At 60.2% G+C, this 19,432-nt stretch carries 15 protein-coding genes; 9 read left to right on the top strand and 6 right to left on the bottom strand.

Features of this window, described 5'->3' with window-relative positions:
- Positions 1–24: 24 nt before the first annotated feature.
- Positions 25–1,479 carry a mannose-1-phosphate guanylyltransferase/mannose-6-phosphate isomerase gene (locus NPS47_RS17105; protein ID WP_274296009.1) on the bottom strand — a complete coding sequence of 485 codons (1,455 nt, stop codon included), beginning with the start codon at positions 1,477–1,479 and terminating at the stop codon, positions 25–27.
- A gap of 276 nt (positions 1,480–1,755) precedes the next feature.
- Between NPS47_RS17105 and yegS the strand changes: the two genes are divergently transcribed.
- Positions 1,756–2,655 carry a lipid kinase YegS gene (gene yegS, locus NPS47_RS17100; protein ID WP_274296008.1) on the top strand — a complete coding sequence of 300 codons (900 nt, stop codon included), beginning with the start codon at positions 1,756–1,758 and terminating at the stop codon, positions 2,653–2,655.
- Here yegS and NPS47_RS17095 read toward each other — a convergent pair.
- The 3 genes from NPS47_RS17095 to NPS47_RS17085 all read right to left on the bottom strand — a co-directional run bounded on the left by NPS47_RS17095 (position 2,639) and on the right by NPS47_RS17085 (position 5,123).
- Positions 2,639–3,298 carry a response regulator gene (locus tag NPS47_RS17095; protein ID WP_274296007.1) on the bottom strand — a complete coding sequence of 220 codons (660 nt, stop codon included), beginning with the start codon at positions 3,296–3,298 and terminating at the stop codon, positions 2,639–2,641. The genes yegS and NPS47_RS17095 overlap by 17 nt on opposite strands.
- Positions 3,295–4,185, bottom strand: coding sequence for a sensor histidine kinase (locus NPS47_RS17090; protein WP_274296006.1), 891 nt, complete (start codon positions 4,183–4,185; stop codon positions 3,295–3,297). The genes NPS47_RS17095 and NPS47_RS17090 overlap by 4 nt, the downstream gene beginning before the upstream one ends.
- 446 nt (positions 4,186–4,631) lie before the next feature.
- Positions 4,632–5,123: a histidine kinase gene (locus tag NPS47_RS17085; RefSeq protein ID WP_274296005.1), complete on the bottom strand. Its 492-nt coding sequence runs from the start codon at positions 5,121–5,123 to the stop codon at positions 4,632–4,634.
- A gap of 349 nt (positions 5,124–5,472) precedes the next feature.
- Between NPS47_RS17085 and NPS47_RS17080 the strand changes: the two genes are divergently transcribed.
- Together NPS47_RS17080 and NPS47_RS17075 are read left to right on the top strand one after the other, a co-directional pair.
- Complete coding sequence (locus tag NPS47_RS17080) at positions 5,473–6,408, top strand: chemotaxis protein CheV (protein ID WP_274296004.1); 936 nt, start codon at positions 5,473–5,475, stop codon at positions 6,406–6,408.
- A gap of 46 nt (positions 6,409–6,454) precedes the next feature.
- The gene (locus tag NPS47_RS17075) at positions 6,455–7,258 is read left to right on the top strand and encodes an MOSC domain-containing protein (protein ID WP_274296003.1); all 804 of its coding nucleotides are present in this window, start codon (positions 6,455–6,457) and stop codon (positions 7,256–7,258) included.
- Between the two features lie 78 nt (positions 7,259–7,336).
- Here the strand turns inward: NPS47_RS17075 and NPS47_RS17070 are convergent, their stop codons facing one another.
- Complete coding sequence (locus NPS47_RS17070; protein ID WP_274296002.1) at positions 7,337–9,265, bottom strand: transglycosylase SLT domain-containing protein; 1,929 nt, start codon at positions 9,263–9,265, stop codon at positions 7,337–7,339.
- A 221-nt stretch (positions 9,266–9,486) separates the two neighbouring features.
- On the opposite strand from NPS47_RS17070, the gene NPS47_RS17065 reads away from it, so the two are divergent.
- Positions 9,487–11,406, top strand: a complete 1,920-nt coding sequence (locus tag NPS47_RS17065; protein WP_274296001.1) for an ATP-binding cassette domain-containing protein — start codon at positions 9,487–9,489, stop codon at positions 11,404–11,406.
- A 39-nt stretch (positions 11,407–11,445) separates the two neighbouring features.
- Here the strand turns inward: NPS47_RS17065 and NPS47_RS17060 are convergent, their stop codons facing one another.
- On the bottom strand, positions 11,446–11,886 hold the full coding sequence (locus NPS47_RS17060; protein ID WP_274296000.1) for a universal stress protein: 441 nt from the start codon (positions 11,884–11,886) through the stop codon (positions 11,446–11,448).
- 109 nt (positions 11,887–11,995) lie between these two features.
- On the opposite strand from NPS47_RS17060, the gene NPS47_RS17055 reads away from it, so the two are divergent.
- The 5 genes from NPS47_RS17055 to topA all read left to right on the top strand — a co-directional run bounded on the left by NPS47_RS17055 (position 11,996) and on the right by topA (position 19,361).
- Positions 11,996–12,433, top strand: a complete 438-nt coding sequence (locus NPS47_RS17055; protein ID WP_274295999.1) for a hypothetical protein — start codon at positions 11,996–11,998, stop codon at positions 12,431–12,433.
- A gap of 531 nt (positions 12,434–12,964) precedes the next feature.
- Positions 12,965–15,112: a fatty acid oxidation complex subunit alpha FadB gene (gene fadB, locus NPS47_RS17050; protein ID WP_274295998.1), complete on the top strand. Its 2,148-nt coding sequence runs from the start codon at positions 12,965–12,967 to the stop codon at positions 15,110–15,112.
- A gap of 29 nt (positions 15,113–15,141) precedes the next feature.
- Positions 15,142–16,317, top strand: a complete 1,176-nt coding sequence (fadA, locus tag NPS47_RS17045) for an acetyl-CoA C-acyltransferase FadA (RefSeq protein WP_274295997.1) — start codon at positions 15,142–15,144, stop codon at positions 16,315–16,317.
- A 79-nt stretch (positions 16,318–16,396) separates the two neighbouring features.
- Positions 16,397–16,648: a DUF1653 domain-containing protein gene (locus NPS47_RS17040; protein WP_038608885.1), complete on the top strand. Its 252-nt coding sequence runs from the start codon at positions 16,397–16,399 to the stop codon at positions 16,646–16,648.
- A 100-nt stretch (positions 16,649–16,748) separates the two neighbouring features.
- Positions 16,749–19,361, top strand: coding sequence for a type I DNA topoisomerase (gene topA, locus NPS47_RS17035; RefSeq protein ID WP_274295996.1), 2,613 nt, complete (start codon positions 16,749–16,751; stop codon positions 19,359–19,361).
- Positions 19,362–19,432: the final 71 nt, after the last annotated feature.

Below are 19,432 nucleotides of genomic sequence, written 5' to 3'. Positions count from 1 at the left end.
ATATGAATGGACGCGCCTGGGGAGTCAGCTGCTGGCTGCTTCCGGGGCGCGTCCATAGATATCAGTAAAGCGCACGATGTCGTCCTCGCCCATATATTCGCCACTTTGTACTTCGATCATGACCAGGTCGATCACCCCAGGGTTGGTCAGGCGATGTACCCGCCCCGGTTTGATGAAGGTCGATTCATTGGTGTCGAGCAAAAACTCGTCTTCGCCGTTGGTCACGCAGGCCATGCCGCTGACCACAATCCAGTGTTCGCTGCGGTGGTGGTGCATCTGCAGTGACAGCGACGCCTGCGGGCGCACCACGATGCGCTTGATCTTGAAGCGCGGACCTTCCTCGAGCACCGTGTACATGCCCCATGGACGGTTCACCGTGCGGTGCAGTCGATAGGCATCGTGGCCTTGGTGTTTTAGTTGCTGGGCGATCACCTTGACCTCCTGGCTGCGCGCCGCATCGGCGATCAGCAGGGCGTCGGGAGTGTCGATGATGATCAGGTTGTCGAGGCCCACGGCACCGACCAGGCGGCGGGGTGAGTCGATGTAGCAGTTGGAGACGTCATGCAGGACGGTCTCGCCATTGCACTGGTTGCCATTCTGGTCGGCTTGCGTAAGGCCACGTACCGCCTGCCAGCAACCGATGTCACTCCAGCCCAGGTCCGCGGGTAGTACGGCCACCTGGCTGGAGGCTTCCATTACCGCGTAGTCAATGGAAATGTCCGGGACCCTTTCGAAGGTCTGCGGGTCGAGTTCCAGTTGCAGTTCACTCTCACCCTGTTTGCTTGGGCTGTGTTGCAGGCAGTGGTGGACGCTGGCGAGCAGGTCCGGAACATAGCGGTCCAGTTCTGCCAGGATGGCATCGACGCGCATGCAGAACATGCCGGCATTCCAAAGGTGCTGGCCGCCCTCGAGGTAGTGCTGGGCGGTGGCGGCGTCGGGTTTTTCGACAAAGCGCTGTACTGTGTAACCTTGCACGCCCAGGGCCTGGCCTTTCTCGATATAGCCAAATCCGGTTTCGGCGTGGCTGGGCATCAGGCCGAAAGTGGTCAGCCAACCTTGTTGGGCCAGATCACGGGCTTGCGCGACCGCCTGTTCGAAGGCTGGCAGGTCGTTGATCAGGTGATCGGCAGGCAACACCAGTAGCAAGGCGTTTTCGCCATACAGTTTGGCGCAATGCAGGGCGGCTGCAGCGATGGCTGGCGCAGTATTGCGGCCAAAGGGCTCGAGAATGAAGTCGAGCGCCATACCGGCCTGGTTTAGCTGGCGGTACTCATCCTGAGTGCGGAAATACACTTCCCGGTTGGTCACCGTCAGTACCCGCTCGACATCGGGTAGCGCGCTGGCGCGGGAAAAGGTCTTTTGTAGCAGGCTCTGGCCATCGGGCAGGCGCATGAACGGTTTCGGCATGGTTTCGCGGGAAACCGGCCAGAGGCGAGTGCCGGCGCCGCCGGCGATGATGCAGGGGATCAAAACGCTCATTTCACAGCCTTGAGTCAGGGCACTGAAACTACAGTGCAGTAAAGGGAAACCGGGACCTGGCAGGCGCTCGCGTAATGAGTCAATAAAATGACTTTTACCATCGGCATCTTCCTTGAAGGCCAAATATTTGTCGAATGATGCACCCGGGCGTTCCTGCTTTCAATGATATTTGTGTGAATGCTCGGCAAGTTTTCGATTCTTTCGACCATTGGGCGTGCAGCAAAAGCCCTTGTCCTGCGGTCGAGATGCTCGAGATTCTGACGCGGGGGAAGCACCATGACGAAGCACAAAAGCTTGATCATCCTGCATGGCAAGCAAGCCATGAACGAGCAGGTGCGTGCCGCCGTCGAGGCGCTGCGCGAACGTGGCTGGCAGTTTGATGTGCGCCTGACGTGGGAGGCCGGCGATGCCGCACGGCTGGTCAACGAGGCCAAAGCTGGCGGTTATGAGCATGTGGTGGCCGGTGGGGGAGACGGCACCTTGCGCGATGTTGCCGAAGCCATGGTCCGAGCCGCTATCCCGGCAAGCCTGCTGCTCCTGCCGCTGGGAACGGCCAATGACTTTGCCCGCGCTGCTGGAGTTCCGCTGGACCCTGAGCAGGCGCTTGCGCTGCTGGAGACTGCGGCGCAAACCATTGACCTTGGGCAGGTGGGGGAGCAGGTGTTTCTCAACATGGCCACGGGCGGATTTGGCAGTCAGGTCACCGCCAATACCTCCGAAGACCTGAAGAAAGTACTGGGCGCGGCAGCCTACCTGTTCACCGGTCTGTCGCGCTTCAGCGAGCTCAGTGCGGCCTCGGTGGAGTTGCATGGCCCGGGCTTTCAATGGCAGGGTGACTTGTTGGCTCTGGGGATCGGCAACGGCCGTCAGGCCGGTGGAGGGCATGTGCTGTGCCCGCAGGCGTATGTTGATGATGGGCTGTTGGATATCAGCATTTTGCCGGCCCCTCAGGAAGTGGTGGGCACCTTGCGCAGCCTGCTCAGTGACGGTTTGGGCCTGGACAACATGTTTGTGCGAGCGCGCTTGCCCTGGGTCGAGATCAAGAGCTCGCAAGGCCTGGATATCAATCTTGATGGCGAGCCGTTGCAGGGCGACAGTCTGCGTTTCGCAGCATTGGCAGGCGCCTTGCGCGTGCACCTGCCGCATGATTCGCCACTGCTCAGTCGTCGAGGCTGATGATCTGCTCGCGCACGGCAAACAGAACCAGGCCGGCGACGTCGTAGATCTGCAGGCGTTTCATGATTTGTGAACGGTGGGTCTCCACGGTCTTGATGCTCAAGCCCAGGCCGTTAGCAATTTCGCGGGTGGATTTGCCGCGCACGATCAAGCGCAGGATTTCCAGTTGGCGGGCCGTCAGATTGTGGTTTTCCGAGGCCGGTGCCTTGGCGCTCTGGGTCCGCAGCAGGGCCTGATTGATCACGGTGTGGGCTATCGCCGGGCTCAGGTAGCGCTCGCCGTTGCGCAGTGCAGCCAGGGCTTGCTCCAGTTCGGTGGCAGTGGTGTCCTTGAGCAGGTAGCCATGGGCGCCACTTTCCAGGGCCTGCATGATCAGTTCGGGGTCAGTGTGCATTGACAGGATCAGCACTTTGCTACGACAGCCGCTGGAGCCTAGCTGGGCAAGGGCGTCCAGGCCATTGGTCGCGCGCATCGAAATGTCCAGCAGGACAATATCCGGATCCAGCTGCAGTACCAGTTCGGCCACCTGACTGCCATCATTGCCTTCACCTACCACGGTGTATCCGGGTATATCCGAGACCAGGGCGCGAACCCCGGCGCGAATCAGTGAATGGTCATCTACCAACAGCAATTTACAGGTCATGGGGCGTTATTTTTCTTGGCGCGTTCAAGGGTGCGTGGAGGCCAGGGGAACAGGGCATCGATTCGGGTGCCTTTGCCGGGCTGACTGCTGACTGACAGTGTGCCATCAAGCAGTGCGGCACGCTCAAGCATGCCGGCCATGCCGCATTGTCCTTCATCTGCAGGATTGCTGGCGGGCAGGAAACCCAGGCCGTCGTCGCTGATCGACAAGCTCAGGCCTTCAGGCTGGCGCTGAATGCAGACAACCAGATTGTGCGCGCTGGCATGACGAAGCATGTTGGTGACCGCTTCCTGGGTGATGCGAAAGGCTGCGATGGCCATCTCTTCAGGTATCCCGCCCAGACGCTGGTGACACTCAAGGCTCCAGTGCACATTGGTGTTTTCCAGCGTACGCAGCAAGTGTGCGCGCAAACTCGCCTCCAGTCCCAGGCTGGACAGCTGGCGCGGGTTGAGAATGGCCGAGACATCGCGGACATTGGCCAGAGTGTCGTCCAGGGTGCTGCGCAGGGTGCTGCAGTGATCCCGCAGGTCATCTGGAACACGGCGTTGCAGCCAGTCGGCCTGGAGTTTAGCGGCTGTCAGCAGTTGGCCGATATCGTCGTGCAGCTCCCGGCTCAGGCGTTGACGCTCGCTCTCCTGTACCTTGAGCAGGCGATCGGCTAGTTCTGCCGGACGCAGGGCAATCGACCGTGCCCAGCGGCGCAGGTGCCAGCCAATGCTCAGCATCGCAACGATGTGCAGGATCAGCACACTGGCCGGCATCGGCAGCGCGTGGAGGTACAACGCCAGGTTGGCGATGATCGAGGCCAGGCACAGGAGCGCGGTCAGCCCGCGCAGTAGAGCGGCCCCGGGGCGCCAGAGCTTGAATCTAGTGAGGCTTGAGAGCATAGAAAATGAAGCCACTGAAATATCGCTGAAGAAAGCCTTGAACAGGTCAAACTTAGAGGCGTTGTCGTGTTGCCTTCAACATTACTTATATGTCGGCGCCAGGCGCAGTAATGAATACCTGTGCCAAGAGAAAAACCGTTGAAGGTGTGATCGGCCAAGGTCTGGCTAACCTTCAATGCGCGCATGGTATCACTTCAGGTCCCAAGGGTGGCGAACTCTGATAACTGTCTGAAACGTCAGATTTTACGGGCTGATACAGGGGGCCGTTGTGCGTTCGGGTCTAGCACTTTGCCACTACTTTATAAGGCATAATGCGCCCACGAGATAAAGTAAGACTGCAGTTGTGCAAACGACTGCAGAATGATCGGCAAGCAGGAAAAGTTATTGTTTAGTGTGTAGCGCGGAGCACTGTAAGCACCTGCTGCTGGATCTTTGTCGATGACCCTTTAGTTGCCCGTAGTTTGGCGTCCAGTTGCCTTTCGCGGTAAGTGCGGTGGATGGTCGCAGGGGGTCATGCTTGAGTGGCAGGAAGCGCAACCAGTGTTCAAGGCGGCTGCCAGGTTATCCAGCAGCAGCATCTGTTCATCGGTATCCAGGCTCAGGCGGCCTGTGTGCGGATCAACCAGCTCCAGTTGCCAGGCCAGCAGGGTCAGGCATTCTTCCAGCGCCGGCAAGGCACTGCCAGGCAGGCGCGAAGGGTTGTGCGCAGTTTCCAGCAAATGTTGCAGCTGCTGGCTGTAACTGGCCACTTCCAGGAGCCCCAAGGCGTGGGCGCGAGTCACTAGCGTGGCCAAGGTGTCGTTGAGGCAGTGGCAGGCATCCGGATCGTTGTCGATCAGTTCCAGGTGCTGCAGGCACTCCTCGGCCTGGGTCAGCAAGACCTGGGCGTCCACCAGAAAATCCTGCAGGGCGCAGCTGTTCAGTGATTCGTTAGCCATCATTTGGCTCCAGCACAAAGGGCTGGAGCAGGGGCTGGCCACAACGAGGCGATCGCTGACAAAAGCCTGACTCCGTTCATGCAATGAGAATGGCGTCACATTAATGGCTAATGGATATCGCGAACATCAGGTCTCACCCGATTGCTACTAGGGGTTTCCCTGATGAGGTGGTGTGTTTACGACCCTTTGCGGGTGTTTACGACAGGAAGGGGCTGAGCGCAGTAAAGCATGATGTTAAAATGACATCAATGACCGGCTGAGCATTTTCTTCAGGGGGTCAAGCTGTGCCTGATCTGGCCGATACAGAGCCAATGGGTTCATTTCTTGGAACAAGCCTGGGGGTTCTTTAATGGCTGGCATTCTCGACACAGTAGACCAAAGAACGCAGCTGGTGGGTGAGAACCGCCTGGAAATCCTGATGTTCCGCCTGGCCGGGCGGCAGTTGTTCGCGATCAACGTGTTCAAGGTTCAGGAGGTGCTGCAGATGCCCAAGCTGACCTTGATGCCACAGCGTCATGCGTTCGTCTGTGGCGTGGTCAACCTGCGTGGGCAGACACTGCCAGTGATCGACCTGTCCCAGGCGATCGGCATGCGCCCGCTTACGCCGGGGCCTGGCAGCACCATTATCGTTACCGAGTACAACCGCTCGGTGCAGGCGTTCCTGGTCGGTGGGGTCGACCGCATCGTCAACATGAACTGGGAAGCCATCATGCCGCCGCCCACCAGCGCCGGTCGTCAGCATTACCTGACGGCCATCAGCAAGGTCGACGAGCAACTGGTGGAGATCATCGACGTAGAGAAAGTGCTGGCTGAAATTGTGCCTTACAGCGCCAAGGTCTCGCGCGACAAGCTGGAGGACCCGGTGTTGGCGCGTGCCCGTGGTCGTGAGGTGCTGTTGGTGGACGATTCCACGGTGGCCTTGGCTCAGTTGCGCGACACCTTGTCTCAGTTGGGGGTGAAAATGCATGTCGCCAGTGATGGCCTCAAGGCCTTGCGCATGCTCAAAGGCTGGGCCGACGCTGGCGAAGACATGTGTGAGAAGTTGTTGATGATTTTCACCGATGCCGAAATGCCGGAGATGGACGGCTACCGCTTAACTACCGAGATCCGTAACGACCCGCGTCTGCGTGCGTTGCATGTGGTGTTGCACACCTCGCTGTCGGGTAGTTTCAACGAGTCGATGGTGAAGAAGGTCGGTTGTGACAATTTCCTCTCCAAGTTCCAGCCCGACAAGCTGGTCGATGTTGTTCGCCAACGCTTGATGCTGGATGAAGCGACAGCCTGAGTCGGTATAAGCTAGGGCTTTGAACCGGCAAAAGGACAGGTCACCGATGCAATTGAGTGCGTTGTACCGATATCCGCTCAAGTCCGCGCGCGGCGAGGCGCTGCAAACCTCGTCGCTGGGCCTGCTGGGACTGGATGGCGACCGTCGCTGGATGCTTGTAGAGCGCGACAATGGCCGCTTCCTGACTCAGCGCGCGTACCCGCAGATGAGCCAGTTGACGGCGTTGTATGGCGTTGACGGCGAGCTGACCCTGGAGGCGCCTGGGCGACCTGCGTTGCGGGTTGGCGTGCCGCAGGCGGACAGCGATCTGCGCGGCGTCACGATCTGGCGCGACACCTTTCGCGTCCCGGATGCTGGTGATGGCGCTGCGCAGTGGCTCAGCGAGTTTATCGGCAAGGAGGTGCGCCTGGTCTATGTACCTGAGGCGCGCAGCCGTTTCCTGCCGGGCGGTTATGGCCTAGTCAATGATCGGGTGGCCTTTGCCGACGGATTCCCTTTACTGCTGATTGGCCAGGCGTCGCTCGACGATCTGGTGCAGCGGCTCGGCCGGCCGCTGGAGATGCAGCGCTTTCGTCCTAATCTGGTGGTGGAGGGTGCCGAGCCTTTTGCTGAAGATGGCTGGAAGCGCATCCGCATTGGCGAGGTAGAGTTTCGAGTGCTCAAGCCTTGCGAACGCTGCATCATGACGACCATCGATCCGCAGACAGGCGAGCGCAGTGCGGATCGCGAGCCGCTGACCACACTCAAAACCTATCGGCAGAAGGAGGGGGATGTGCTGTTCGGGCAGAACCTGGTGGCTGATGGTGGCGGGGTGATTGAGGTGGGGATGCCGGTGACGGTGCTGGAGTAATAAATCGCGGGGCAAGCCCGCTCCCACCGGGCTCTATATCACCCTGTGGGAGCGGGCTTGCCCCGCGACTGCATTCAACTACTGATCGTCAAAATAGCGCTCATGCCAGTCCACCAGCGGCTGCGGCGAATTGAGCTTCTGTCCGTAGATTACCGAGTAGGACAGCACGTTCTGCACGTACTGACGAGTCTCATCAAACGGGATCGACTCCACCCAGACATCGAAGCTCAGGTGGTCGGCGCCACGCAGCCATTGCCGTACACGGCCCGGACCCGCGTTATAGGCCGCGGAAGCCAGCACCCGGTTGCCGTTGAACTGACTGTGCACCTGGCTCAGGTACGCGGCACCGAGCTGGATGTTCTTGTCCGGGTTGAACACCTGGGCCGGGGAGGCCAGTGGAATACTGAACTTGCGCGCAGTCTCCTTGGCAGTGGCCGGCATCAGTTGCATCAGGCCGCTGGCGCCAACGCTGGAGCGGGCGTCCTCCATAAACGCACTTTCCTGGCGGGTGATGGCAAACACCCAGCTCGAGTGCAGGCCACGTACCTTGGCTTCACGCACCAGGGTATCGCGGTGGGCCATCGGGAAGCGGATATCCAGGTCGTCCCAGTATTGCGCCTGGCTGATGGTGCGGATTGCCGGGAAGTACCAGCGCATGTCGTAGGCCAGACGCGCCTGGGCGACCATTTCGTCACGGCTGAAGTGGCGGCTGACGTGGTACCACTCACGGCGGCCATCGACAATCTGGCCGCGGGCATGGAATTCCAGAGCGCGACGGATACCCGGTGTGTTGCGCACCTTGTTCATCACCGCATGGCTCAGTACCAATGGCTTGTTGTTCAGCTGGTACGGGGTTTTCGCCCGATCGGCGGCGAGGAAGCCATAGAAGTCACGCTCGCGTGCCACGGTTTTGTACAGCAGCGGGATCTGCGGGTTCTGTGGCTGCGCCAGTTCAAGGCTGCGCGCTTGCCAGTAACGCCAGCGGTTGCTGCTGGCCAGGTCCTGGGGCAGGCGTTTGGTCAGCTCGTAGGCATCTTCCCAGCGGCCCAGACGCAGCAACAGGCGCAGACGCCATTCGGTCACGGTGTTGTCGCGCAGCTCAGGGTCGTAGCGGGTCATCAGGTCCAGGGCGCGCGGGTCGTAGCGGCGGGCCAGGGTCAGGCCGATTTCGCGGGCGATGGCGACTTTCTCGTCACGGGAGAAATGCATGCGGTTGGCATAGTCGTCCAGCAGGCTCATGGCCCGCTCTGGGTCCTGGCGTGCCAAGCGGCGCAGGCCGAGGCTGACCACGTCGGACATGGCCTCGTTGACGGGTACGAAGCGTCCAGGCTGGTTCAACAGTTGTGGTTTCTGTGCCACATCAACCAGCAATCGACCCTGCGGGGCGAGGGTGGTGAGGGTTTTGGTCAGGCTGTTGGCCAAGGCATAGTTGCGCGCTTGCGCCGCCAGCTTGGTACGCTGCCAGCGTTTCTGCTCGCTGAGCTGGCCTTCGGCCGCCCAGCGGTCGAACAATGGGTCGCAAGCGGCTGGCTGGGACTTGCCCACCAACCAGAGCTTTTCTGCCGAGGCATAGCCTTCGGCGCGCTGGCCCTGAATCAGCTGGCGCTGGCCATTGAGGCAATCGAGTTCGGTGAAGTTCAGCTTCGGGTCGTAGTAACGGCTGAAGGTCTCCCACTCGCCGCGCTCTGCCAGCCAGCGCAACCAGCGCAATTTCATCCAGTTGGCCTGGGGCAGGTCGCCATGGGCGGCGAGGAATTTTTCGATCTCGGCATTACTGGCGGTTTTCAGACGCGCGGTCAGCTCGTCATAGGCCAGATAAGGCGTCAGCGGATAGTCGCTCAATGCTTGCGCATAACGCAGGTAGGGACCCTTGTCACCTTTGGCCAGGGCGCGTTTTGCCTCGTCATAGTACTGGCGCTGCACGGTGATGTCGGTGGCCTGGGCGACGCTGGCGGCAGAAGCCGAGAGAAGCAGGCAGGAAACTAGATTTAACAGGCGGCTGCGCATGAGACTTCCGGGCAGTTTGACCATGAAAAGTGACGGCGAAGCCAGCACTGTTGGGATTGCGTTGCTTAAGCTTAGCCGTTTGCCGTAGGCGGATGAAAGCATTGTGCTTGTATCCAGTTGTAATCACACGGCCTGTCGTCGGATCTGTCCGGTGGCGCGCCTGCTTAATGTGAAGCGGGCTCAAGTCGGGTAGAATGCGCGCCCGGTTTTTGGAGAAGATCATGACCCTGCTCAAATTAAGCGATGTGTCCCTTGCGTTCGGCGCCATGCCGTTGTTGGACAAGGTGTCGTGGCAGATCGCCCGTGGTGAGCGGGTGTGCATTATCGGCCGTAACGGTACCGGCAAGTCGAGCATGCTGCGCCTGGTCAAGGGCGATCAGAAGCCTGACGACGGCGATGTCTGGCGCGCCCCTGGGCTGAAGATTGGCGAGCTGCCGCAGGAACTGCCGGTGGCCGACGGTCGTACCGTGTTCGACGTGGTGGCCGAGGGCCTCGACGGTGTCGGCGCCTTGCTGGCTGAATATCACCACCTGAGCCAGAACATCCACAGCGATGCCGACCTGGAAAAGCTCATGCACGTCCAGCACGACCTGGAAGCGCGTGATGGCTGGCGCCTGCAGCAACTGGTCGACAGTACCCTGAGCCGTCTGCAGCTGCCAGCCGACAAGACCCTGGCCGAGCTTTCCGGTGGCTGGCGCCGTCGCGTGCTGCTGGCCCAGGCGCTGGTGTCCGAGCCCGACCTGTTGCTGCTCGACGAACCGACCAACCACCTGGACATCGGTGCCATTGCCTGGCTTGAAGAAGCCCTCAGCGGTTTTGGCGGTGCCGTGTTGTTCATCACCCACGACCGTTCCTTCCTGCAAAACCTGGCCACGCGCATCCTTGAGCTGGACCGTGGCGGCCTGATCGACTGGAACGGTGACTACGCCAGCTTCCTGGTGCACAAGGAAGCCGCGCTGGCCGCTGAAGAAACCGCCAACGCGCTGTTCGACAAGAAGCTGGCCCAGGAAGAAGTGTGGATCCGTCAGGGTATCAAGGCCCGGCGTACCCGTAACGAAGGCCGCGTGCGCGCTCTCAAGGCGCTGCGCGTTGAGCGCGGCGAGCGCCGCGAGCGTCAGGGCAAGGCCAATATCATGCTTGATGTTGCGGAGAAATCCGGCAAGCAGGTGATGGTCCTGGAAAACGTCAGCTTCAGCCATCCCGGCGGCCCGCAGCTGGTCAAGGATTTCTCCATGGTCCTGCAGCGCGAGGACCGCATCGGTCTGCTCGGCGCCAACGGTACCGGCAAGACCACCTTGCTCAAACTGATGCTTGGCGATCTTGAGCCTACCAGCGGTAAAGTCGAGTCCGGCACCCGCCTGGAAGTGGCCTATTTCGACCAGCTGCGCCATCAGCTGGACCTGGAAAAGACCGTCATCGACAACCTCTCCGAAGGTCGCGACTTCATCGAGATCGACGGCCAGAACCGTCACGTCCTCAGCTATCTGGGCGACTTCCTGTTCAGCCCGCAGCGTGCCCGCACGCCGGTCAAGGCGCTGTCCGGTGGTGAGCGTGCGCGCTTGCTGCTGGCCAAACTGTTCAGCAAGCCGGCCAACCTGCTGGTGCTCGACGAACCGACCAACGACCTCGACGTGGAAACCCTCGAACTGCTCGAAGAAGTGCTGTCGGCGTTCAAGGGCACCGTGCTGATGGTCAGCCACGACCGGGCCTTCCTCGACAACGTGGTCACCAGCACCCTGGTCTTCGAGGGCGAGGGCAAGGTGCGCGAGTACGTCGGTGGTTACCAGGACTGGATTCGTCAGGGTGGCTCGCCAAAATTGCTGGGCGTTACCGAGAGCAAGTCGGGCAAGTCGGAGCTGAACACGGCGGTGGTTGAAGCCGTTGCTCCGGCGCCGGCAGCAGCACCGGTCGCCGAGGCGCCGAAGAAAAAGCTCAGCTACAAGCTGCAGCGCGAGCTGGAAGCCTTGCCGGGCCAGATCGACGAACTGGAGCAGAAGATGGCAGCGGTGCAGGAAGAAATTTCCGACCCAGCCTTCTACCAGCGCCCGATCGACCAGACTTCCGCCGTACTGGCGCGCCTGGAGCAGATGCAGGCCGAACTGGATGTGCTGGTGGAGCGCTGGGCCGAACTCGACAGCTAAAGGCAGGAGCCCGGCGCACGCTGCGCCGGGCTAATCGGGTTACTCTCTTTTCAGCAGGCGGACAGCAAGCACATCGCAAGGTGCGCCGTGCAGGACGTCGTTGGCGGTGGAGCCCAGCAGCAGGGCCAGACCGTGACGGCCGTGGCTGCCGACCACGATCAGGTCGCAGGCATTCTCCTTCGCCAGTTGATGGATCTCCTGGCGGGGTTGTCCGTAGGTCAGGTGTGAGTCGCCGCGCTTGATCTCAGGGTATTTGACGAACAGGCGGTCCATGCGTTCTTTCGCCTGGTCGAACTGTTGTTGCTGCAGCTGGGACAGGTCCATCGGCACATCGCCACCAAACGCCATGGCCATGGGCTCGACAATATGCACCAGAGAAACTTTGGTCTCGGTCGATGCAGCCAATGTCATGGCGCGCTTGATGACCGGATCGCATTCTTCGGTCAGGTCGACGGCAACCAGTATGTGTTCGTAGGGCATGAGAGGCTCTCCTGACAGTCGCGATAGTTCAAGTATGGTCGGTTTCAGGCTGATCGCTCAGAACCTCGGCTAACCAGCTCATTTGCAAAGCTTTATGGGAACAACAGATATGACGGTCTGGGTAGTGGTGTCAATCCTTGCGCTGATTCTCAGCCCCTTGGCCTGGTTGCGTCCTTCGCGTAACCAGAGTGGCCGCATGGCTTTGCGTATGGAAGCCCGGCGCATGGGCTTGACCATGCAACTGGCGCCTCAGCAGTGGCCGCACTGGCTGCCCAAAGAGCCGCCAAGCCCCTGCGCGCAATACGTGCGGCCGCGGCGCCAGGGCAGGGCAGACAGCTGGAGCTACTGGCAAACCACCCCGGGCACCTGGCTCAACCAATGGCGTGAGCCATGTGCCGATCCTGTGCTGGCAGAGCATTTCGCCCGCTTGCCGGAAAGCGTCTACAAGGTCGAAGCCGGCCCGCAAATGGTTGCCCTCTACTGGGGGGAGCGGGGTGAAACGGCTGTATTGCAGGATATTGCCGCGGTGCTCAAAGCCCTGGCCTGATCGCAAGCAATAAAAAGCCCGATAGTCGTATCGGGCAGGCGGGCCAGGCAGGCCGGTCTAATTCTTGATTCCTTCCCAGTGTAGCGGACTCCCTGTGGGAGCGAGCTTGCCTCGCGAGACGATTTCCCCGACAAAACGCGAATCGCGGGGCAAGCCCGCTCCCACCGACCCTGCGTTGATCCTGTGCAGGCGTGTGTAAGCCTTTGTCCATTATCGTTGGCGTGAATACGCTTCGATCACTGATACCCGTATTTGCTCCTGCTCAGCAGAAAGTGACCGTAAAGTCGCGTTTTCACACCGCTTTCGGGCATTTGACAACGGCGATCTTTTCGTTGAATGTGTGCATACCCAAATCAAACGGGCGTATGAATTGAGCGTTTGTATTGTCAGAAGGCTCTTACAGAATCCCGACTATCGCGCTGACGGGTGTGCCTGGCGCAAGGATTCGGCAACTCACGGCCAACGGCCGGCCGGGTCCTTCACCAGCGTTCGGCGTGTACAGTTCAGCTTCCATATCGTGGAGATCAGTTGATGATTTACGAAGGTAAAGCCATCACGGTTAAGGCTCTTGAAAGCGGCATCGTCGAACTGAAGTTCGACCTCAAGGGTGAGTCCGTCAACAAGTTCAACCGTCTTACCCTGAACGAATTGCGTCAGGCCGTAGACACCATCAAGGCCGACGCATCGATCAAAGGCGTGATTGTCAGCAGTGGCAAGGACGTGTTCATCGTCGGCGCGGATATCACTGAGTTTGTCGATAACTTCAAGCTGCCCGAGGCCGAACTGGTCGCCGGCAACCTGGAAGCCAACCGGATTTTCAGCGATTTCGAAGACCTGGCCGTGCCGACTGTTGCCGCGATCAACGGCATCGCCCTGGGCGGCGGTCTGGAAATGTGCCTGGCTGCCGACTACCGCGTGATGTCCAGCAACGCCAAGATCGGCCTGCCGGAAGTCAAGCTGGGTATCTACCCGGGCTTTGGCGGTACTGTGCGCCTGCCGCGCATCATCGGTGCCGACAACGCCATCGAGTGGATTGCCGCCGGCAAGGAAAACCGTGCTGAAGACGCCCTGAAAGTCGGCGCCGTCGATGCCGTGGTAGCCCCTGAGCTGCTTCAGGCCGCAGCACTGGACCTGATCAAGCGCGCCATCAGCGGCGAGTTCGATCACAAGGCCAAGCGTCAGCCGAAGCTTGAGAAGCTCAAGCTCAACGCCATCGAGCAGATGATGTCGTTCGAAACCGCCAAAGGTTTCGTCGCCGGTCAGGCGGGCCCGAACTACCCGGCGCCAGTCGAAGCGATCAAAAGCATCCAGAAGGCGGCCAACTTCGGTCGTGACAAAGCCCTGGAAGTCGAAGCTGCCGGCTTCGTCAAACTGGCCAAGACTTCGGTTGCCGAGAGCCTGATCGGTCTGTTCCTCAACGACCAGGAGCTCAAGCGCAAGGCCAAGGCCCACGACGAAATCGCGCGTGACGTGAAGCAGGCCGCCGTCCTCGGCGCCGGCATCATGGGTGGCGGCATCGCCTACCAGTCGGCGGTCAAGGGCACCCCGATCCTGATGAAGGACATCAACGAAGGCGCCATCCAGCTGGGCTTGAACGAAGCCTCCAAGCTGCTCGGCAAGCGCGTTGAAAAAGGCCGCCTGACCCCGGCGAAAATGGCTGAAGCGCTGAACGCGATTCGCCCGACCCTGTCCTATGGCGACTTCGCCAACGTCGATATCGTCGTTGAAGCCGTGGTCGAGAACCCGAAGGTCAAGCAAGCGGTACTGGCTGAAGTGGAAGGCCAGGTGAAGGAAGATGCCATTCTGGCCTCCAACACCTCGACCATCTCCATCAACCTGCTGGCCAAGGCGCTCAAACGCCCGGAAAACTTCGTCGGCATGCACTTCTTCAACCCGGTGCACATGATGCCGTTGGTGGAAGTGATTCGTGGCGAGAAGTCCAGCGACGTGGCCGTAGCCACCACCGTTGCCTACGCCAAGAAAATGGGCAAGAACCCGATCGTGGTCAACGACTGCCCGGGCTTTTTGGTCAACCGCGTGCTGTTCCCGTACTTCGGCGGTTTCGCCAAGCTGGTCAGCGCCGGTGTCGACTTCGTGCGCATCGACAAAATCATGGAAAAATTCGGTTGGCCGATGGGCCCGGCCTACCTGATGGACGTGGTTGGTATCGACACCGGCCACCACGGCCGTGACGTTATGGCCGAAGGCTTCCCGGACCGCATGAAGGACGACCGTCGTTCGGCCGTCGACGCGCTCTACGAAGCCAACCGCCTGGGCCAGAAGAACGGCAAGGGCTTCTACGCCTACGAGACCGACAAGCGCGGCAAGCCGAAGAAAGTCGCCGATGCGGCTGTCCTCGAAGTGCTCAAGCCGGTCATCTACGAGCAGCGTGAAGTCACTGACGAAGACATCATCAACTGGATGATGGTGCCGCTGTGCCTGGAAACCGTTCGTTGCCTGGAAGACGGTATCGTCGAAACCGCCGCCGAAGCCGACATGGGTCTGGTCTACGGTATCGGTTTCCCTCCGTTCCGTGGCGGTGCGCTGCGCTACATCGACTCGATCGGTGTTGCAGAATTCGTTGCCCTGGCAGACAAGTACGCCGATCTGGGTCCGCTGTATCACCCCACCGCGAAGCTGCGTGAAATGGCCAAAAACGGCCAGAGCTTCTTCGGTTAAGCGCCCAACGATAGAGAGCGAGAGAATATATGAGCCTGAATCCAAGAGACGTGGTGATTGTCGACTTCGGTCGCACGCCGATGGGCCGCTCCAAGGGTGGCATGCACCGCAACACCCGCGCCGAAGACATGTCCGCGCACCTGATCAGCAAGGTGCTGGAGCGCAACACCAAGGTCGACCCTAACGAAGTCGAAGACGTGATCTGGGGCTGCGTCAACCAGACCCTGGAGCAGGGCTGGAACATCGCCCGCATGGCGTCGTTGATGACCCAGATCCCGCACACTGCGGCCGGCCAGACCGTCAGCCGTCTGTGTGGCTCGTCCATGAGCGCCCTGCACACCGCAGCGCAGGCGATCATGACCGGCAACGGCGACGTGTTCGTCGTCGGTGGCGTCGAGCACATGGGCCACGTCAGCATGATGCACGGTGTCGATCCGAACCCGCACATGTCGCTGTACGCCGCCAAGGCTTCGGGCATGATGGGCCTGACCGCCGAAATGCTTGGCAAGATGCACGGCATCAGCCGTGAGCAGCAAGACCTGTTCGGCCTGCGTTCGCACCAGCTCGCCCACCAGGCGACGGTCGAAGGCAAGTTCAAGGATGAAATCATCCCGATGCAGGGCTACGACGAGAACGGCTTCCTCAAAGTCTTCGACTACGACGAAACCATTCGCCCGGACACCACCCTGGAAAGCCTGGCGGCCCTGAAGCCGGCTTTCAACCCGAAAGGTGGTACCGTGACTGCCGGTACGTCGTCGCAGATCACCGACGGCGCTTCGTGCATGATCGTCATGTCGGCCCAACGTGCCCAGGACCTGGGTATCCAGCCGCTGGCCGTGATCCGTTCCATGGCCGTGGCCGGTGTCGACCCGGCAATCATGGGCTACGGTCCGGTACCGGCAACCCAGAAAGCGCTCAAGCGCGCGGGTCTGAGCATTGCCGACATCGACTTCTTCGAGCTCAACGAAGCCTTCGCGGCACAGGCCTTGCCAGTGCTGAAAGATCTGAAAGTGCTCGACAAGATGGATGAGAAGGTTAACCTGCACGGCGGCGCCATCGCCCTGGGTCATCCTTTCGGTTGCTCTGGTGCGCGGATTTCCGGCACTCTGCTCAACGTCATGAAGCAGAATGGCGGGACCTTCGGCGTTTCGACCATGTGCGTCGGCCTGGGCCAAGGTATCACCACCGTCTTCGAACGCGTTTAAGCGTTTAGCTGACGGAAACCGGGGCCTGGTGCCCCGGTTTTTGTTTTTGCAGAAATTTTTTTTCAAGAGGGCGAGCAACATGCAGATACAACCAGGCGTATACCGGCATTACAAGGGGCCTGAGTATCGTGTGTTCGGCACGGCGCGCCATTCCGAAACCGAGGAGTGGGTGGTGTTTTACCAGGCCCTGTACGGCGAGTTCGGCCTCTGGGTTCGACCCCTTTCGATGTTTATGGAGTCGGTTGAGGTTGACGGCGAGCAAGTGCCGCGCTTTGCTTTGGTCAAGGCTGAAGCCGAGCTGTTTTCCCGGCCAGATGCCGAGGGTGGCTAACGCCTCGCGCTTGACCTCACTCTGTTGCCACTATATATAGCGGTGCCGCGTCAGGTACCTGCCGTGTTTTTATTTTCAGTATTCAGGAATTTTCCGATCCATGGGCAAATCGCTGGTCATTGTGGAATCCCCGGCTAAGGCCAAGACCATCAACAAGTACCTGGGCAGCCAGTACGTGGTGAAGTCGAGTATCGGCCATATCCGAGACCTGCCCACCAGCGGTTCGGCCAGCGCCAGCAAAGAGCCCGCCGCCAAGCGTGGCAAGGCCGCTGCAGGCGAAGCGCCAGCCCTGTCGCCGAAAGAAAAGGCGCGCAAGCAACTGGTCGCGCGCATGGGGGTTGATCCGGACCACGGCTGGAAGGCCAAGTACGAGATCCTTCCGGGCAAGGAAAAGGTCATCGAAGAACTGCGTCGTCTGGCCAAAGATGCCGACACCATCTATCTCGCAACCGACTTGGATCGCGAGGGGGAAGCCATTGCCTGGCACCTGCGCGAAGCCATCGGTGGTGACGACAGCCGCTACAAGCGCGTGGTGTTCAACGAAATCACCAAGAAGGCCATCCAGGAAGCGTTCTCGCAGCCGGGCGAACTGGATATCGATCGGGTCAATGCCCAGCAGGCGCGTCGCTTCCTCGACCGCGTGGTGGGCTACATGGTCTCGCCACTGCTGTGGTCGAAGATCGCCCGTGGTCTGTCCGCCGGTCGTGTGCAATCGGTAGCGGTAAAGCTGGTGGTTGAGCGTGAGCGCGAGATCCGCGCGTTCATCCCGGAAGAATACTGGGAAGTGCATGCCGACCTTGGCACCGCCAAGGATGCCAAGGTGCGTTTCGAAGTGGCACGGGAGAAGGGCGAAGCCTTCAAGCCGCTCAACGAAACCCAGGCCATGGCCGCGCTGGAGAAGCTCAAGTCTTCCAGCTACACCGTCGCCAAGCGTGAAGATCGCCCGACCAGCAGCAAGCCGTCGGCACCGTTCATTACCTCCACCCTGCAGCAGGCTGCGAGCAACCGCCTGGGCTTCGGGGTGAAGAAGACCATGATGATGGCCCAGCGTCTGTACGAAGCCGGCTACATCACCTATATGCGTACCGACTCGACCAACCTTTCGGTCGATGCGGTGGAAATGGCTCGCAGCTACATCGAAAGCGAGTTCGGCAAGAAATACCTGCCTGAGGCGCCGATCGTCTACGGCAGCAAAGAGGGTGCCCAGGAGGCGCACGAAGCGATTCGACCTTCCGACGTCAACACCCATCCGACCAAGCTCAGCGGCATGGAACGTGATGCCGAGCGTTTGTACGAGTTGATCTGGCGCCAGTTCCTGGCCTGCCAGATGCCACCGGCGCAGTACCTGTCGACCACCGTCAGCGTCACTGCCGGTGACTTCGAGCTGCGTGCCAAAGGCCGTATCCTCAAGTTCGACGGTTACACCCGTGTGCTGCCACAGCAGAGCAAACCGGGCGATGACGACGTGCTGCCTGAGATGAACCAGGGCGAAGTGCTCAAGCTGATCCAGATCGACCCAAGCCAGCACTTCACCAAACCGCCTGCGCGTTACTCCGAGGCCAGTCTGGTCAAGGAAATGGAAAAACGCGGCATTGGCCGTCCTTCCACTTACGCGGCGATCATTTCGACCATTCAGGATCGCGGCTACGTGACCCTGCACAACCGTCGGTTCTACTCCGAAAAGATGGGCGACATCGTCACCGAGCGCCTGTCCGAGAGCTTCTCCAACCTGATGGACTACGGCTTCACCGCTGGCATGGAAGAGAACCTCGATGACGTGGCCCAGGGCGAACGCGACTGGAAAAACGTGCTGGACGAGTTCTACGGCGATTTCAGCAACAAGCTGAAGCTGGCCGAGGATGGCGAGAAGGGCATGCGTGCCAATCAGCCGACCCTGACCAACATTGCGTGCAAGGATTGCGGTCGGCCGATGATGATCCGTACCGCCTCCACCGGCGTGTTCCTCGGTTGCTCGGGCTACAGCCTGCCGCCCAAAGAGCGTTGCAAGGCCACTGTGAACCTGGTGCCAGGCGATGAAATCGCCGCCGACGACGAGGGTGAGTCGGAGTCGCGCGTGCTGCTCAACAAGCACCGCTGCCCGATCTGCTCGACAGCGATGGATGCCTATCTGCTGGATGAGAAGCGCAAGCTGCACATCTGCGGTAACAACCCTGATTGCACCGGCTACGAGATCGAAGAAGGCAACTACCGCATCAAGGGCTACGAAGGGCCGAGCCTGGAGTGCGACAAGTGCGGTAGCGAAATGCAGCTCAAGACCGGTCGTTTCGGCAAGTTCTTCGGCTGCACCAACGCCGAGTGCAAGAACACCCGCAAGCTGCTCAAGAGCGGCGAAGCGGCGCCGCCGAAGATGGATGCGGTGAAGATGCCGGAACTCAAGTGCGAAAAGGTCAATGACACCTATGTGCTGCGTGATGGTGCTTCGGGTCTGTTCCTGGCGGCCAGCCAGTTCCCGAAAAACCGCGAGACCCGTGCGCCACTGGTGATCGAGATCATTCCGCACAAGGACGAAATCGATCCGAAGTACCACTTCCTCTGCGAAGCGCCGAAGAAGGATCCTGATGGCCGTCCGGCAGTGATTCGCTACAGCCGCAAGACCAAGGAGCAGTACGTGCAGACTGAGGTCGAGGGCAAGCCGACCGGCTGGCGTGCGTTCTACGACGGCAATGCCTGGAAGGTTGAAGACAAGCGCTGATCAATCTGTATTGATCAAATCGCGGGGCAATCTGTTCTGGTCAAGTTTTACCGGACACCGATTACGGTGAT

It is taken from the genome of Pseudomonas putida (assembly GCF_028682475.1).
Taxonomy (GTDB): domain Bacteria; phylum Pseudomonadota; class Gammaproteobacteria; order Pseudomonadales; family Pseudomonadaceae; genus Aquipseudomonas; species Aquipseudomonas putida_AG.
This window is presented reverse-complemented; position numbering and strand designations above follow the sequence as displayed.

Bases quoted from the DNA above. Each gene is read 5' to 3' on its own strand.
- NPS47_RS17060 (WP_274296000.1), bottom strand. From the start codon at position 11,886: ATGCCCTACGAACACATACTGGTTGCCGTCGACCTGACCGAAGAATGC.
- NPS47_RS17070 (WP_274296002.1), bottom strand. From the start codon at position 9,265: ATGCGCAGCCGCCTGTTAAATCTAGTTTCCTGCCTGCTTCTCTCGGCT.
- NPS47_RS17075 (WP_274296003.1), top strand. From the start codon at position 6,455: ATGCAATTGAGTGCGTTGTACCGATATCCGCTCAAGTCCGCGCGCGGC.
- yegS (WP_274296008.1), top strand. From the start codon at position 1,756: ATGACGAAGCACAAAAGCTTGATCATCCTGCATGGCAAGCAAGCCATG.
- NPS47_RS17085 (WP_274296005.1), bottom strand. From the start codon at position 5,123: ATGGCTAACGAATCACTGAACAGCTGCGCCCTGCAGGATTTTCTGGTG.
- NPS47_RS17055 (WP_274295999.1), top strand. From the start codon at position 11,996: ATGACGGTCTGGGTAGTGGTGTCAATCCTTGCGCTGATTCTCAGCCCC.
- fadB (WP_274295998.1), top strand. From the start codon at position 12,965: ATGATTTACGAAGGTAAAGCCATCACGGTTAAGGCTCTTGAAAGCGGC.
- NPS47_RS17040 (WP_038608885.1), top strand. From the start codon at position 16,397: ATGCAGATACAACCAGGCGTATACCGGCATTACAAGGGGCCTGAGTAT.
- NPS47_RS17105 (WP_274296009.1), bottom strand. From the start codon at position 1,479: ATGAGCGTTTTGATCCCCTGCATCATCGCCGGCGGCGCCGGCACTCGC.
- NPS47_RS17090 (WP_274296006.1), bottom strand. From the start codon at position 4,185: ATGCTCTCAAGCCTCACTAGATTCAAGCTCTGGCGCCCCGGGGCCGCT.
- NPS47_RS17080 (WP_274296004.1), top strand. From the start codon at position 5,473: ATGGCTGGCATTCTCGACACAGTAGACCAAAGAACGCAGCTGGTGGGT.
- topA (WP_274295996.1), top strand. From the start codon at position 16,749: ATGGGCAAATCGCTGGTCATTGTGGAATCCCCGGCTAAGGCCAAGACC.
- NPS47_RS17095 (WP_274296007.1), bottom strand. From the start codon at position 3,298: ATGACCTGTAAATTGCTGTTGGTAGATGACCATTCACTGATTCGCGCC.
- NPS47_RS17065 (WP_274296001.1), top strand. From the start codon at position 9,487: ATGACCCTGCTCAAATTAAGCGATGTGTCCCTTGCGTTCGGCGCCATG.
- fadA (WP_274295997.1), top strand. From the start codon at position 15,142: ATGAGCCTGAATCCAAGAGACGTGGTGATTGTCGACTTCGGTCGCACG.